At 32.1% G+C, this 15,059-nt stretch carries 16 protein-coding genes; 12 read left to right on the top strand and 4 right to left on the bottom strand.

What is annotated here, in order from left to right; translation table 11 throughout:
* The first annotated feature begins 251 nt into the window (after positions 1-251).
* Positions 252-698, top strand: coding sequence for a sporulation inhibitor of replication protein SirA (gene sirA, locus GMB29_RS14295; RefSeq protein ID WP_406600266.1), 447 nt, complete (start codon positions 252-254; stop codon positions 696-698).
* A gap of 85 nt (positions 699-783) precedes the next feature.
* Positions 784-1,002, top strand: coding sequence for a YneF family protein (locus GMB29_RS14290; protein ID WP_136354667.1), 219 nt, complete (start codon positions 784-786; stop codon positions 1,000-1,002).
* Positions 1,003-1,961: 959 nt separating this feature from the next.
* On the opposite strand, the gene GMB29_RS14285 is transcribed toward GMB29_RS14290, so the two are convergent.
* Entirely contained in the window at positions 1,962-2,462 is a 501-nt protein-coding gene (locus tag GMB29_RS14285) for a hypothetical protein (protein ID WP_136354665.1), read from the bottom strand.
* 872 nt (positions 2,463-3,334) lie between these two features.
* Here GMB29_RS14285 and GMB29_RS14280 point away from each other — a divergent pair.
* On the top strand, positions 3,335-3,820 hold the full coding sequence (locus GMB29_RS14280; protein WP_136354663.1) for a DUF2690 domain-containing protein: 486 nt from the start codon (positions 3,335-3,337) through the stop codon (positions 3,818-3,820).
* A 618-nt stretch (positions 3,821-4,438) separates the two neighbouring features.
* Here the strand turns inward: GMB29_RS14280 and GMB29_RS14275 are convergent.
* The gene (locus GMB29_RS14275) at positions 4,439-4,606 is read right to left on the bottom strand and encodes an aspartyl-phosphate phosphatase Spo0E family protein (RefSeq protein WP_319941513.1); all 168 of its coding nucleotides are present in this window, start codon (positions 4,604-4,606) and stop codon (positions 4,439-4,441) included.
* A gap of 282 nt (positions 4,607-4,888) precedes the next feature.
* Here GMB29_RS14275 and GMB29_RS14270 point away from each other — a divergent pair, with 282 nt between their 5' ends.
* From GMB29_RS14270 to GMB29_RS14260, 3 genes are all read left to right on the top strand, one after another.
* Entirely contained in the window at positions 4,889-5,596 is a 708-nt protein-coding gene (locus GMB29_RS14270; protein WP_136354658.1) for a cytochrome c biogenesis CcdA family protein, read from the top strand.
* Between the two features lie 198 nt (positions 5,597-5,794).
* Positions 5,795-6,154 carry a response regulator gene (locus GMB29_RS14265; protein ID WP_136354656.1) on the top strand — a complete coding sequence of 120 codons (360 nt, stop codon included), beginning with the start codon at positions 5,795-5,797 and terminating at the stop codon, positions 6,152-6,154.
* Positions 6,155-6,326: 172 nt separating this feature from the next.
* A complete protein-coding gene (locus GMB29_RS14260; protein ID WP_136354653.1) occupies positions 6,327-6,815 on the top strand; it encodes a CcdC family protein in 489 nt (162 codons plus the stop codon).
* A 71-nt stretch (positions 6,816-6,886) separates the two neighbouring features.
* Here GMB29_RS14260 and GMB29_RS14255 read toward each other — a convergent pair whose 3' ends face one another.
* Positions 6,887-7,312 (bottom strand): DUF2621 domain-containing protein, encoded by a 426-nt coding sequence (locus GMB29_RS14255; protein WP_136354651.1) that lies wholly within the window; start codon positions 7,310-7,312, stop codon positions 6,887-6,889.
* A 94-nt stretch (positions 7,313-7,406) separates the two neighbouring features.
* Positions 7,407-7,613, bottom strand: a complete 207-nt coding sequence (locus GMB29_RS14250; protein WP_136354650.1) for a hypothetical protein — start codon at positions 7,611-7,613, stop codon at positions 7,407-7,409.
* An 882-nt stretch (positions 7,614-8,495) separates the two neighbouring features.
* Here GMB29_RS14250 and GMB29_RS14245 point away from each other — a divergent pair.
* The 6 genes from GMB29_RS14245 (at position 8,496) to GMB29_RS14220 (ending at position 15,022) form a co-directional block, all read left to right on the top strand.
* A complete protein-coding gene (locus GMB29_RS14245; protein ID WP_168733862.1) occupies positions 8,496-9,263 on the top strand; it encodes a DUF3891 family protein in 768 nt (255 codons plus the stop codon).
* A 453-nt stretch (positions 9,264-9,716) separates the two neighbouring features.
* Complete coding sequence (locus GMB29_RS14240) at positions 9,717-11,192, top strand: spore germination protein (protein WP_136354861.1); 1,476 nt, start codon at positions 9,717-9,719, stop codon at positions 11,190-11,192.
* A gap of 26 nt (positions 11,193-11,218) precedes the next feature.
* The gene (locus GMB29_RS14235) at positions 11,219-12,412 is read left to right on the top strand and encodes a Ger(x)C family spore germination protein (RefSeq protein ID WP_136354646.1); all 1,194 of its coding nucleotides are present in this window, start codon (positions 11,219-11,221) and stop codon (positions 12,410-12,412) included.
* Positions 12,413-12,415: 3 nt separating this feature from the next.
* Positions 12,416-12,649, top strand: coding sequence for a hypothetical protein (locus tag GMB29_RS14230; protein ID WP_136354644.1), 234 nt, complete (start codon positions 12,416-12,418; stop codon positions 12,647-12,649).
* A 134-nt stretch (positions 12,650-12,783) separates the two neighbouring features.
* Positions 12,784-13,890 (top strand): GerAB/ArcD/ProY family transporter, encoded by a 1,107-nt coding sequence (locus GMB29_RS14225; protein ID WP_227551747.1) that lies wholly within the window; start codon positions 12,784-12,786, stop codon positions 13,888-13,890.
* Between the two features lie 28 nt (positions 13,891-13,918).
* The gene (locus GMB29_RS14220; protein WP_136354640.1) at positions 13,919-15,022 is read left to right on the top strand and encodes a GerAB/ArcD/ProY family transporter; all 1,104 of its coding nucleotides are present in this window, start codon (positions 13,919-13,921) and stop codon (positions 15,020-15,022) included.
* Positions 15,023-15,059 lie beyond the last annotated feature (37 nt).

The raw sequence follows: 15,059 nt of genomic DNA, 5'->3' as shown, positions 1-15,059 counted from the left end.
CTTATTTGCTAGACCAATTATTTAGTTGTATCGTTATGGTATTTAGCTTTAAAAATGATTTGGATCTTTCCGTGGGATTAAAGTTTAGCAGGACTGATATTTTGTCCTACTTCTATGGACTTATTTTAACGGGTTTTGGTTTTCTTATCACTTCGACAAAAATAGTGGCTTCTTTCTCCATCTTAAGACAATTATTGCTTAAAGAATCTTTTATAATTATAGCAATTGGATGGTAGAGGGAGAGTGAAATAGTGAGACACTATTATATATACTTAATAGAAGAGGAATTTGCTAGTCACTACTTTGGACGGGAGTCGAAAATTTATCACCTGTTTCAAGACTATCATTGGACAACAGCTCGCTCAAATCATGTAGATATGCTTGCAAAACAAATAAATTATATTACAAAACCAATACCTACTTTGTTTATAGATCAGCTGCTCTGTTCACATTTAGCAAATCGGGTTGATTATCAGAAGGTTCAACATATTCACAAAGTGGAATTAAAGGGAAATAGAGGCAGTGCTACGATGATTGTGAAAGACCGGTATATTGAACTATCTTCGAATGGAAGTTATGAGGCGGAAACTATTTTCTTTGAAGTATTAAGGAAATTTGATCCTTGTTTTTTAGCTATGGATTTACAAGGAGAAAGATACGGGTGGTTAAATCCTATTAAAGAAAGAAATTTTGGTTAAAAGTGAAGAAATTATTAAGCAAATGTTGTATAATATCCAAGGGTTTAGTACACTGTAAGATAGACAACACGAAGGAGGAAAAATAATGGAATTATGGGTTGTTATTCTAGTAGGCATTCTAGCACTACTTGCTGGTATTGCACTAGGATTTTTCATTGCGCGTAAATATATGATGACTTACCTGAAGAAAAATCCACCAATCAACGAGCAAATGTTAAAAATGATGATGATGCAAATGGGGATGAAACCTTCCCAAAAGAAAATCAATCAAATGCTAAAAGCTATGAATGGTCAAATGAAATAAAAACCGTTGATATAATAAGGTTTTAAGCAATTTACATAATGAAAACATCTTCTCTATTAATAGCGGTTGGTGAATCTTTCATCGGATTTTTTATTCTAAAATGCTTAATCCTTCTTATAACAATTAATAAACCACTTTTTCTGCTGGAAATATCAGCAGCGAAGGTGGTTTTTTGTACATTTAGAAGATATTATTACGAGTATTATTACCATTGTGAAGCTAAAGGAATCACTCCAAAAACATTAAAAAACAAATGTTAGGAGTTAAATCAATTAATACAATTCTTAATTGAAGTCTCATAGTGTTTAACCATTTTGTATTATATGAAGCACAACCTTCTTCTATTTCAAATCATATTGAACCACCTAAAGAGGAACAAATGAACCAGCAATTAACTCTCCACCTTTTAAAACTAACAACATATCAAAAGAACGTACTCACACGCTTGATTCATCATTCACAAGCAAGCAAGTTCCAAAAGAATATATTGAATTAGCAACTAGTTACTATTCATGCCCAAAGACAATTGAGGAGCTTTATACAGGTGTTAAACAGGTGACTAAATACTATTTCCAATACTCAGAGCAAGACAAATTAGGACCAGCTATTAAGTGCTTTAAACAGCTAATTAGAAACATTAAACTGGGTAAACATAAGATACTTAATTTGTTTGCTATTTCAACGGAATTGTTATTAGTGTACATGATCAAAGATTGTTTAGTGAGTTGTATGAAGAGATTGGATAAATCAATTCTAAGCTGAAAATCGTAGTAAATAGTTAAGGGAAAATGAAATATCTAGCTAAGGGTGTTAGTAAGGTAAGTGGTCAAAATTTGTAAGTAAATTAGTTAGATTGAAATGGGTAATTTTGGATGAATAAACTGTTAGAAGGATGGAAAACTATTTTTAAAATAAAGAATGTAGCTGATAACCGCATATTATCAGCTACACATAATCAATTATTGATACATTTGGTTATTATTCATACCCATTTGTCCTTGACCTTGGTTCTGTTGTTGCTGGTTTTGATTTTGTTGTTGTTGTTGTAATTGTTGTTGTGATTGGTTAATTTGTTGTGCTATTTGGTTCAACATATTTACTGATTGTAATGATTGTTCTACACCAGTTAACATTTGTGCAGCTTGATGAATAGATTGTTGCAATTGTTGGAATGTTTTTTGCTGTTGTTGTTGAGTTTGTAAGCTAAACTGTTGGATCTGTCTTAATAATTCATTTGTTTGTTGTTGATTTTGCCCGATTGATGGATTCATCTGTTGACTATTTGATTCAAGTTGATTTAGAGCAGTTTGTATTGATGATAATTGACTCTTTAATGGTAAAAGCTCCTCACCAATTTCTTCTTCAACCTTAGCAGCCGCAACTTTTTCAATTTTAGCTTTTTCTGCGTCTGAAGATTTAATATTCTTTTTAATAACTTCTAATTCTGTCTCTTTTACCATACTAATTCCTCCTTGAATTGACCGTTTTAAATTTAAATAGTTAAGTGTGACTATTGCTGGAATGTATTCCTTTTCAAAAGAACAAAGGTTCCATTCTGCAAAAGTTTACTAATTGTATCTATTGAACGAGTAGACAAATATATTGTCTTCTAGACCTTGTTATTTAATATATGGTATAAATATCCAATTTCAATTAAAGGGTTATGTTACTTTTTTTACTTTAGACATGTTTTTAAGTTATCCAATTAGAAAAGCGTTCTCTTACGAAGGTCTACAAAAGTGTAGAAACTAGGCGTGATTAATAAAGCCAACAATATGAATCTAAAAAGAGACACTTCTTGTTATTCTGAAAGGGTTTACTATGGTAAGGAACAAAAAGGTTGGATAAAGGAGTATGATACATACGCAGCACATGTAACTGTTATACCCCCTGCAAGTGAGGATATGACTTATGAAGAAACAGTTGATCGTTTCACAATAATTTACAAATATTCGGAATTTTTGTAAGGAGTATATTGATTCAAGAGCTGGTAGACATGTGTAGTAGATATGATATTCATATTTGGATTTAAAGCAGATGACTTTTTACATATTAGAGAATTTGAATTTTCTGAGGAGTTTTTATTAGAACTTCTTAAAGCATTGTTAGTAATTGCTGAGATGGAAGGGTATATAATATTAAAGGCCACTGATTAATTTTCAGTGGTTTCTTTGTTTGATTATTTTCAGATAATTAATACTATAGTAACCTTTTAGCTTAATGGCTGGTAAAAAATGGTCGTTTGTATGTAGATATAAAATGATTCCTTAGCACATCGAAATACAAATTTTTACATGGTAAAGTCTAGAAAAAGGAAAGGAGGGTTGTTACGATGAAAAAATTATTTAATATTGGAATGATATTTACTCTTGTTTTTAGTCTATTCTTTGCAATTGTACCAATAAATAAAGCATCTGCATTAACGTATGATGGTACGAATCCATATTCGACAGGTTGTGCGTATAAAAGTCCAATCACCTATGAGACAGAATATATCTATAAAAACGGTGTGAAAATTGGATATGTACAGCTAAAAGGTAGTGCGTATTGTCATACGGCTTGGGGTTACTTAAAGTTTTATAATGCAGCTCCGTACGATTTTTATGCGAATGTTTGGATTGATAGTTTTAATGGCACGACTAAGAGAGGATATGCAAGTTGTGCCAATTCTGGTGGTAACGGATGGATAATGAAAGGTCAGACCTCCTGTTATACTGCTCAAATGTGGAATAAAGATCCGTATAATGCTCTAGCCAAAGCTGGTATTTATTCTTCAAGCGGGGCTCTCATTCAATCTGCGAACACTGGCCGTTATTAAAATGTTATAAATAATAGTTAAATTAATAAACCCACTCATCATTTTTCAGTGGGTTCTTTTTTTATGTAAACTATAACCTCATCAACCTCACAATTTTAAACTTCACAAATATTATCAATAACCTTCGCGGTTAAATATTTAAATGGAAAGTTAAAACAGTCGATGGAATTGTAATATGGCATGAAGAAACGAATACTGATGAAGACCGATTGAGGATTATATAAGTGAATATAGACTTGATATTTAAATTTTTTACTTTTTTAAAATAAGAAAAACTAATGGACCATGTATTTTGAAATCCACCTTTTGACATGGACAAATCTAAGGAAGGTATGGTATATTTTTCTTAACAGAAAATGTGGCAAAAACAGTTATAGAAACCCTTATATATCAACGTTTTGATGCAAGTAGGGATGAAACCTTCCCAAGGGAAAATCAATCAAATGCTAAAAGCTATGAATGGTTAAATGAATTAAAGTCCCGATTTTTAGGCTTTTATTTTATGCAACAAATGTTCAAGATACATACTATAACTAATGTAGAAGAACGATATGAAAAATAATAGCACGCAAAATGCGTGCTATTTCTTTGAATTTATCTGTTTTATTATTTAGACTATTAGTAGCATTCAGTTATATTATTTTTTTTAGCATGATCATTTTTAATATATTCAATTAATAATTGATCAAGCTCTTGGCTATATTTAATAGAAATCGTTGAATTAAGCCCGTTTTTTAGGACAATGTCAATAAGTTCAGCTCGTTTCTGTTCAATTAAATGAAGCATTTCTTGTTTTGACACGAGAATTTGTCCTTTCTTTTTTAGATGGTTAGAATCATTTTTTTAGTATGATTTTTGATTATATTAAAGTATACCTTTTTATTTAAATGAATTCAAAGGAAGATGCTAGAAACAACAATGAATCTATTATAAATGTATCTTAGGAAGAAAGAAAAGGAGAAATTGTAAGTGTTAAGAAATTGACAAAAAAATGACATACTATGCAATATTTCAAGAAAGGGGAAATTTGTTAAAATAAAGAAGACATTTCCTTTTAGGAGGAGTAACATGGCTGATGTAAACATATTTCTGGCGTTCGGAGCAGGTTTTTTATCATTTATTTCTCCGTGCTGCTTACCATTATATCCTGCATTTTTATCGTATATAACTGGTGTTTCAGTAGGAGAGTTAAAAACTGAACAAGTACTGGTGCAAAAGAGAAGTTTATTACACACAATTTTCTTTTTAATAGGTTTTTCTTCAATATTTATAGCTCTAGGATTTGGTACATCTTTTGTGGGTCAATTCTTTCAAAACTACCAAGATTTAATTCGGCAAATAGGTGCAATCATTATTGTGATTTTTGGTTTAATGGTCGTTGGAGTATTTACGCCAGAATTTTTAATGAAAGAACGAAGATTTGAATTTAAAAATCGTCCAACTGGATATGTTGGTTCTGCTCTAATTGGGATGGCTTTTGCAGCAGGTTGGACACCTTGTACTGGACCTATTCTTTCGGCCGTTATTTGGCTAGCAGCATCAAATCCAAATTCTGCAATGTTGTATATGATCGCTTATATTTTAGGGTTTGCCATTCCATTTCTTGTTTTATCTTTTTTCATTGGCAAGCTTAGTTTACTTAAAAAGCATAATATGAAAATTATGCAAATCGGTGGATATCTAATGATTATTATGGGTATCTTATTATTCTTTGATTTAATGACTTCGATTATCATATTTTTAACACAAATTTATGGAGGTTTCACAGGATTTTAGTCCAAAAGGAATATTGATTTATTTGAAAATTATGCTATTTTTACTATTTTTTGCTATAATATAGTTATTAATGATAGAGATTGCTACAATTGCAAATATAATGGCAATATTGACTTATAAAGTCAAATGGCAATCGCTTTCATATTGGAGTTTGACTATCATCAGGCTTCCTTTATCATTATTGAGGAGGAACAAAGCGTGGCTAGAATATTAATTGTTGATGATGCCAAGTTTATGAGATTAACGCTTTCTAATATATTAGAAAAGGCAAACCATGAGATCGTCGGTGAGGCAGAAAATGGAGATGAAGCTGTAAATCTTTATGAAAAAGTAAAACCAGATTTAGTTACAATGGATATCACAATGCCGGGGAAAAATGGACTTGTTGCACTAAAAGAAATAAAAACAAAGCATGCCAATGCGAAAATTATCATGTGTTCTGCCATGGGCCAGCAAAAAATGGTCGTTGAAGCGATTGAAGCAGGGGCTAAGGATTTTATTGTTAAACCTTTTGATGAAAGTCGTGTTATTGAAGCGATTAATCGTGTTTTAGGATAAAAGAAGGGGCCATTTAGGAGAGAATCTTAAATGGTTTTTTTAAAAAATTCATATTAATTATAGTAGACAATTCAATTCTTTAACTAAACAAAAAATTGAAAGTTCTAGTAGGTAAATATGGTAAATTCGTATATACTAGGAATAGTAGCTGTAGAGTAAAGGGTTGATTTATTTGGTCACATTTTTTTCTTCAATCATTGCAGTCTGTATGGCATTATTCGTTATTTTCATTAGAATGAAATCTGCAAATAAGCCTGCTACTGCAAAGAAAATCATTTTACCGCCAATTTTCATGAGCACAGGTGCACTGATGTTTATTCATCCTATGTTTCGAGTAACAGTTGGTGAATTCTTTGAAGCTATACTAGTAGGGATGGTATTTTCAATTTTTTTAATTAAAACATCAAACTTCGAAATAAGAGACAATCAAATTTATCTAAAACGATCGAAGGCATTTGCGTTTATTTTAATTGGGCTCTTAATTATTCGAATCATTCTAAAATCTTATTTAAGTAATACCATCGATATTGGTGAGCTTAGTGGTATGTTTTGGATACTTGCATTCGGAATGATTGTTCCTTGGAGAATTGCTATGTTCCTTTCCTATAAAAAAACAAGAAACAAACTTGACACGACAACTCCAAGTATTCCACCACTTTAACAAATAAAAAAAACGAAACAAATTATATGTTTCGTTTTTTTTGTTTTGAGAATATATGGGATCCAGATCCTTTAAAATAGTGCTTTATATTTAGAAAAATCTATTTGTTTTTCATTCAATCGCTTAATTAAGAATTTATGATCTCGTTTAGGCGTGGCCATGATATAACCTCTGATAATTAAATCTTGAGTGATATTTGACGCTTTTTCATTTAAAGCAAGTTGACCTATTTTACCAGCAATTTTTGCTCGTGCTACATCACGAAAAAGCTCTGGTACTGGTTCAACAAGATCTTCCAAAAAGTTTTTTTCTTCCTGTTTCCATAAATGTCTCGTTTTTTCGAGATAATAGTCTTGCCAATCTAAATCGGATTTTCCATCTTCTTTAGGAAGTCTTTGAAGAAATTTTCGAAACATGAAAAAACCGCCGATTGCTAACATCGAAATTAAAAAGACGACCCAAAACATAATAAACCACAAAAACCAACCTTCTAACATGTTATTCACCTCTAGTGCTTAAATCTTTGGCAGGCATTCACCTTTATTCTTAAGTACATTGTATAAGGAAAAAACTTATCTGTTAAAACAATTTTTATTCTTGATGTCCAAACGCATGGTGTTCTTTTGCGAGTAACAATAAGGATTTTTTGACTGCTTCCACTTTTTTACGATCATAAGAAGAAGTCACTAAATCATCTAACTCAGCTTGAACATGATACATAGAATGTTTGTAGTAAATATCAAGTCGAATTGTTCCAACATCAGTTGGCAAATAAACAAATTCAATTGTACGTAACATAGTCTTTCCTCCTATAAATGCACACTTTATGTATATAAGAATTTAAAATTACATATTTTGTTTGAGTAAGTAAAATGGAACCCTATCCCAATAATAGCAGATAAATAGAAGATAATCACTACAACTTTATGTAAAAAGAGCCATCTGAACAATAAAAAAAGTGCCTGATAAATATCAGACACTAGTCCCTTCCGATCCGTACATGGTTAAGTGTCCCGCAACAAGCGAAATGTTTCGGAAGGGACATATTTATATTATACATTTTGACAGTTGTTAATGCAATCTTAGAGGCATTTAAGAGAAATTAATTCAATTAATTATTTCCTTTATTGAGTATAGCTAGATGGTGTATGATTGTTCATTCTAGGTACGGATATGAAGTAAAAGCGTTCAACATTTTGTTGCATAACATGTTGGTGAAGCTGCTTGACCTGATAAGATTGATGTTTATTTTGGAATAAATATAGTACATAAGCCAACTAAATTTGGAACACAGTATTTTTTATTTCACATGCTGGCATTCCTAATAAGCTAGCCATCGCTTTACATTGAATTAGCATAAAACCAAATAGACGTTGATCACTAGCTCATTAGATTGACTAGGTTGTTAAGGACTATAAACCATACACAATTTCATGCACATGTGGCATATTATAAACTGGAGCCGTGTATGATGGTCTATTCCCAATTGGAAATACTTTTACCATGTTATTATTAATAATCATTCATAAATGTATATGGACGATTAAGAAGTGACTTAAATTCATTATCATTATATTTCTTTTCTTGTAGTTGAAAGGTTTTTTCTGCTTAAATATCGAAAATTAGAAGAGGGAAAAGTAAGCGTAATCATAAACATATAACAGAGGGGAGATGGTTACGATGGTTATATATGAAGACTTTACTTCTTTTATTATGACTGATCAACATCAGCATGGATTATTATCTGAAGGTTTTGCTAGGAATTGGAATGAGAATAACTTCTTGGGATTTGAAAAAAAAGAATCAGTTTTATATGCAATTGCTCAACATGATCGGGCATGGATTGATATTGATGAATCACCTATCTGGAATGATAAGTCCGGAGCACCCTATTCATTTCATGATTATCCAATCCCGATTAAACTTCAATTTTATCGTAAAGGGATCGATGAGATCGAAAACCAAAACCAATATGCAGCATTACTTTGCAGTGTTCACTATACTAATTTTTTTATGGGTATGGCAGAGGATCATCGCATCAGAAGATATCTTGAAGATGAAAAAAAGAGACAAACTAAGCTATTCGATATATTAAATATCAAACAGACGGATATGGAATTGGACTTTCACTATCAATTACTTAAGTTTTGTGATAACCTTTCTCTTTTTGTATGTATGCAGGAGGCGGGAGCTTTGGATAGTGGGGTCCATGAATGGTTTAAAAATGGAATAAAACAACCATTTGAGCAGTTTCCTGAAAAAAACTTTCAAGTAGAGTGGAGTAGTTGTCATGAAATCATTATTTATCCTTTCCCTTTTAATGATGATTTTGAGATATCTGTTCCTATAAGAAATGTACCTAAAAATCTTATTTCAAAGTATGGAATAGAGGATGCATATCACAAAACACCCATTCATTTTAGAACTGTAAAAATAAAAGAAAATTAACTAGATTTTTTATTGATCAGATCTGAGCATGTGCTTAATATCAGATCAATCAATAAAAAAAACAAAAAATAGTTAAGAGTCAAAAAGCTACTATTGATAAGTAGCTTTTTTGTATGTAAACATATTTTATCAAATGGGATAAATTATCATCTTTGGAGAAAATATAGAATTAATAACGATTTTTTTTTGAGGTGGTTAGCATTGAAAACCAGGATTCCAATCCCTTTGCAAAAGCTATTAAGAGATAAGCAGGACGAGAAACAGAAAGATCTCGCAAAAGCTGAACAAAAAGTGGAAGAAAAGCATCAGGGTAGCCAAAATCAACTGAAAAATGAAAATAAAAGTAAAACACTAAGGAATCCAAAAGTTAAAATCAACTATAAAAAACAGGTACAAAATCAAGATGTACAGGTACAGGAAAAAATTAATATCGGTTTTGACCTCAAAAAAAATATGAATTATATAAAAGAAACGTTAGGAAATAGTTCTGACATCGTAATAAGGGATTTTCATGTTGGTCTTAACGGAGAAATTAAAATTGGCGTCATCTATACGGATGGTCTAACTAATTCAGATTCTGTTCAAGAGTTTATTCTTGAAAATCTAATGGTCAAAATTCGCAATGCAGAATTAGAATCAGAAGAGTTTCATGCTTCAAATTTAATGGACGCACTGAAAGCTGATTCACTACCAGTAGGAGAAATAAAAGAAATAAGTGAGTTTCAAAAACTTTTTTTACACTTATTGTCAGGTGATACAATCATTTTATTTGATTGCTATGAGAAGGGATTCGTACTTGGTTTTAGAAGTTGGGTTGATCGCGGTGTTCAGGAGCCATCATCACAAACTGTTGTTAGAGGTCCTAAGGACGGTTTTTCAGAAACACTGAGGACAAATACGGCATTAATAAGACGAAGAATAAAAGATCCGAACCTTTGGTTAGAAACAAGTCAGATTGGAAAAAAGACACAAACAGACGTTTCAATTATGTACTTAAAAGGAGTAGCGAATGACAAATTAGTCAAAGAGGTTCAAGACAGATTAAAGAGAATTAACATTGATGCTATTCTTGAAAGTGGTTATATTGAAGAACTCATTCAAGATTCAACATATTCTCCATTTCCAACTGTTTATAATACAGAACGTCCAGACGCTGTTGCTGGTGCAATTTTAGAAGGAAGGATTGCAATACTTGTTGATGGAACGCCCTTTGTGCTTATCGTTCCAGCATTATTTACCCACTTCTTTCAATCAAGTGAGGATTACTATCAACGGGCTGATATTGCATCTTTTATTCGAATCTTACGTTATATATGTTTTTTCCTGGCATTACTGACACCATCTTCCTATATTGCTGTTACGACATTTCATCAAGAAATGCTCCCAACCTCATTAATCATTAACCTTGCCTCTCAGCGTGAGGGTGTACCATTTCCAGCACTTGTAGAGGCGTTACTAATGGAATTAACATTTGAAATCTTAAGGGAGGCAGGAGTGAGATTACCTCGAGCTGTAGGTTCTTCTATATCAATTGTGGGTGCATTAGTTATTGGTCAAGCTGCAGTTGAAGCTGGCTTTGTTTCAGCATCGATGGTAATAGTTGTTTCCTTAACAGCGATAAGTAGCTTTGTATCTCCATCCTTTAATTTATCTATATCAATTCGAATTCTTCGGTTCTTGTTTATGTTTCTCGCAGCTACATTTGGACTGTTTGGTATTATTTTAGGATTAATTGTTATGGTTCTTCATCTTAACAGCTTAAGATCGTTTGGTATACCTTATTTATCTCCAAGCGCCCCATTTATTTTACAGGACCAAAAAGATAATATCCTACGCTTTCCGCATTGGGCTTTAGCTTCGCGTCCACGGTTAATCAATCAAAAGGATATAAAAAGAGGAGATACACCTCCTCCAAAACCAACACGCTAAAAACTCTCAGTTGCCGGGGGAAGAAAATGAAAAAAAGGAATTTGTATGTCATGATTAGTATCCTGATCATATTTCTATCAGGTTGTTGGAGCAGGACTGAACTAAACGAACTGGCCATCGTGACATCAATGGGAATTGATAAAACAGAAGAAGGGTATATGGTATCAGTCCAAATCGTTAATCCAAGTGAAATTGCTGGACAATCTGCATCAGGTCGGACAGAAGTTGTAAGCTTTATGAAAAGTGGAGAAACGATTTATGATGCTGTAAGACATTTATCTACTGATGCCCCTAGAAGAATTTATGTGGCGCATCTTCAGTTAGTCGTTATAGGTGAAGAACTTGCACAGGAAGGTATTGGAAAAGCTCTGGACGTGCTTTCCAGGCAACATGAATTACGTTCTGATTTCTTTATTACTGTTGCAAAAGGAACAACTGCATACGATGTTCTAAATGTCCAAACTGCTCTTGAAAAAATACCTTCAATAAAAATCGCAAACGCCTTAGAAAATTCAGAGAAAGCATGGTCGCCTACTAAGACTGTTAGGTTGGATGAGTTAATTAGTAGCATTGTCAGTAAAGGGAAAGAGCCTGTTTTAACTGGTGTATATGTGTATGGTGATCCTGAAACTGGAAGTGAATTTACTAATATACAAAATGTTTCCCCAGCAACTGGTTTAAGAATTAACTCAATAGGAGTATTTAAAAATGATAAGCTATTAGGTTGGTTAACGGAAGATGAAAGCAGAGGCTTTAACTATATAACAGATAATATAAAAAAGACACCTGTTACATTTGCATGTGAAGATAGTAAGGTAACAATAGATACTACCCGCTCAAAAACAAAGGTTAAAGGGAAAGTCGTAAAAGGAAAACCTAAAATAGAAATAGATGTTAACGCTGAAGGATTCGTTGGCGAAGTTGAATGCAGTATCGATTTAACAAAACCAGAAAGTATTCAACAGTTAAACGAAAAATATAAGGAATCGATAAAAGGGAAAATTAAAGCAGCACTTAAATCGATGCAGGATAATTATCAAAGTGATATTTTTGGATTTGGAGAAGTGATCCATCGTTCGGATCCTAAGGCTTGGAAGAGCCTTGAGAAGAATTGGGATCAAGAATTTGCAAAAATGGAAGTGACTGTTAATGTAATGGCAAATATTCGCCGATTAGGCACAATAACAGAAGAATTCCAAAAAGAAATTGAGGAGCAATGACCAATGTGGGCAATTATTGGTATGTTAACAACAGGTGTGGTTATTTCATTATTTGAAATTCCTCCCCTAGTAAAGAAGAGATGGTGGAGAGAAATTATTGCCTATTTTCTATTACTTTCAATCGGTATGACTTTTGCTGTTTTATTGTGTTTGAAAATTAATATCCCTACACCCATAAACTGGATAGAAAAAATATATAGTCCAGTAACATCTTTCGTCGAGCGGATTTTATCCTAGATGTTGGAAAGTACGAAAAGGATTTATAAAAAATGTGCATCCTTTTTAAATTAATCTGTTTTTTATTGTAAAAATAAACTTGATTACTATAATGTCATGATGAAAAACTTCGGTTGTAGGTGGGATGAGTGAATATGCTTGAAAAAGGAAAAATTAATGCAACGGAATTTCAATTATTAGTCATTGTATTTACAATTGGATCTTCCGTTCTTACTTCACCTTCACAAGTTACAAAGATTGTAAAACAAGATGCCTGGATTACATCAGCGTTAACAGTTCTAATCAGTTTATTTTTTATTTATCTATATAATAAAATAGCTGATCTTTATCCATCTATGACATTTATTGAATGTCTTGAAAAAGTGTTTGGAAAATGGTTAGGTAAAATCGCTGCCCTGATCTTTCTTTTTTATTTATATTACCTTACTGCTGGAGTACTCAGAGAAATCGGGAATTTTTTCACAACGCAAATATTGGTTGAAACGCCGATTGAGATAATCATGATCTTGTTTTTATTAACAGTTTTATACGGTGTCAGGTTAGGGTTAGAGGTTATCGTCCGCACTGCACTTATTTTTTACCCTTGGATAATCTTTCTTTTACTTATGTTATTTTTATTTCTCATTCCTGAAATCAAGCTAGAAAATGTTCAGCCAATTTTAGAAGCAGGATTAAAACCATTTATGAAGGCTACATATAACAATTTATCAATCCCATATAACCAACTAATAATCTTATTAATGGTAGCACCATATGTAAATGAAAAGAAACAAATGAAAAGGGCCTTTTATAAAGGGACATTATTTGGTGGTTTGGTAATAACACTGATCATATTATTTAGTATTTTAGTTTTAGGTGCAGAAAACAGTGCCAGACAATCTTATCCATCTTTTATATTAGGTAAAAAGATAAATATAGGCGGCTTTTTAGAACGCATTGAAGCCATTGTGGCCATTATATGGATACTTACAGTATATTTCAAAATCTCCATCTGTTATTACAGTTTATCAAATGGACTAGCGAATGTACTGGGATTAAAAAGTCATCAAATATTAATGTTTCCATTGTTTTTATTAATCATTTCTTTTTCAATTATTGCACATCCAGATATGGTTCATTTTCAACATTTCCTTGCGAAAACATGGCCACATTATTCTTTCACGATTTGTTTGTTTCTCCCGCTCTTAGTAGTAATCATAGGGAAACTTAGTAAGAAAATCTCTGCTGCTAAATCATCTTAGCTGAAATCTTGAAAAAGGAGGTGTTACATTGATTCCAAACAAGCTACAGCCGTTTCAGCTATTCGTTTTAATGGTTTTATTTGAAGTTGGAAGTTCGGTAGTGGTTGGATTAGGTTTAGAAGTAAAACAAGATGCATGGTTAGCAATACTTTTAGGGCTGTTGGGAGGTCTTGTTTTATTTTCTTTATATATTTATCTCTACACACAATTTCCAGACTTATCTATGATGAATTATCTTGAATTAATTGTGGGAAAGATGATTGGCCGATTACTTGCGGTCATCTATATTTGTTTATTCTTATATATTGCAGCAAGGGTTTTAAGAATATTCTGTGAGCTTGTTTTAATCACGATATTAGTCGAAACACCAATTTTGGTAATAGCAATTATGTTTATGGCAGTCATCTGTTTTGCCTGTTATTTAGGATTTGAAGTGATTGCAAGAACAGCAGAGATTTTCTTTTTTTGGGTCATGTTCTTTAGTTTCCTGTTTATCCTTTTTATCTTGATCAGTGGTCTTCCTAAGCTAGAAAATCTTCAACCTGTCCTTGAAGGTGGATGGCAACCTATATGGAAAGTTGCTTTCCCGACAATTTTTTCTTTTCCTTTTGGCGAATCTATTGTCTTTACTATCTTTTTTCCATATTTAAATAGTCAGAAGCAAGGGGTTATTAGTGGTTTTTTAGGAATTATTTTTAGCGGAATTATCTTACTAATTGCGACTACAGTAATGATTAGTGTTCTTGGACCATATGCTGCTAAAATCAGTACATTTCCTTTATTAGATACAGTTGAAAAAATAAATATTGGAGATGTCTTTCAAAGGCTCGATCCTATTGCACTTATTATGTTGATAATTGGTGGATTTTTTAAAATTACCATATTTTTTTTAGGTGCTATTGAGGGTATTTCAAATCTTATAAATAAGGATCAGATAACTAAATATACGATTCCGATTTTAGGAACTGCAGTTATTGCTTTGTCGATATTAATGGCGCCTAATTATATAGAACATGCGGTAGTTGGAAATAAAATAATACCAAAATACGTCTATATTCCATTATTTATGGTGGTCCCATTTTTATTAGTTATGATTGTTTTTTTTAAAAAGAAATGGCTAATGAATAAATAAAAATAATTTCTGATATCTACCTAATCTTTATTTGTAG

Origin of the sequence: Metabacillus sediminilitoris (assembly GCF_009720625.1) — a bacterium.
Lineage (GTDB): Bacteria > Bacillota > Bacilli > Bacillales > Bacillaceae > Metabacillus > Metabacillus sediminilitoris.
This window is presented reverse-complemented; position numbering and strand designations above follow the sequence as displayed.

Excerpts from the sequence above, each read along its gene's own strand:
- GMB29_RS14290 (WP_136354667.1), top strand. The coding sequence starts at position 784 with ATGGAATTATGGGTTGTTATTCTAGTAGGCATTCTAGCACTACTTGCT.
- GMB29_RS14285 (WP_136354665.1), bottom strand. The coding sequence starts at position 2,462 with ATGGTAAAAGAGACAGAATTAGAAGTTATTAAAAAGAATATTAAATCT.
- GMB29_RS14280 (WP_136354663.1), top strand. The coding sequence starts at position 3,335 with ATGAAAAAATTATTTAATATTGGAATGATATTTACTCTTGTTTTTAGT.
- GMB29_RS14275 (WP_319941513.1), bottom strand. The coding sequence starts at position 4,606 with ATGCTTCATTTAATTGAACAGAAACGAGCTGAACTTATTGACATTGTC.
- GMB29_RS14270 (WP_136354658.1), top strand. The coding sequence starts at position 4,889 with ATGGCTGATGTAAACATATTTCTGGCGTTCGGAGCAGGTTTTTTATCA.
- GMB29_RS14255 (WP_136354651.1), bottom strand. The coding sequence starts at position 7,312 with ATGTTAGAAGGTTGGTTTTTGTGGTTTATTATGTTTTGGGTCGTCTTT.
- GMB29_RS14250 (WP_136354650.1), bottom strand. The coding sequence starts at position 7,613 with ATGTTACGTACAATTGAATTTGTTTATTTGCCAACTGATGTTGGAACA.
- GMB29_RS14245 (WP_168733862.1), top strand. The coding sequence starts at position 8,496 with ATGGTTATATATGAAGACTTTACTTCTTTTATTATGACTGATCAACAT.
- GMB29_RS14240 (WP_136354861.1), top strand. The coding sequence starts at position 9,717 with ATGAATTATATAAAAGAAACGTTAGGAAATAGTTCTGACATCGTAATA.
- GMB29_RS14235 (WP_136354646.1), top strand. The coding sequence starts at position 11,219 with ATGAAAAAAAGGAATTTGTATGTCATGATTAGTATCCTGATCATATTT.
- GMB29_RS14230 (WP_136354644.1), top strand. The coding sequence starts at position 12,416 with ATGTGGGCAATTATTGGTATGTTAACAACAGGTGTGGTTATTTCATTA.
- GMB29_RS14225 (WP_227551747.1), top strand. The coding sequence starts at position 12,784 with ATGCTTGAAAAAGGAAAAATTAATGCAACGGAATTTCAATTATTAGTC.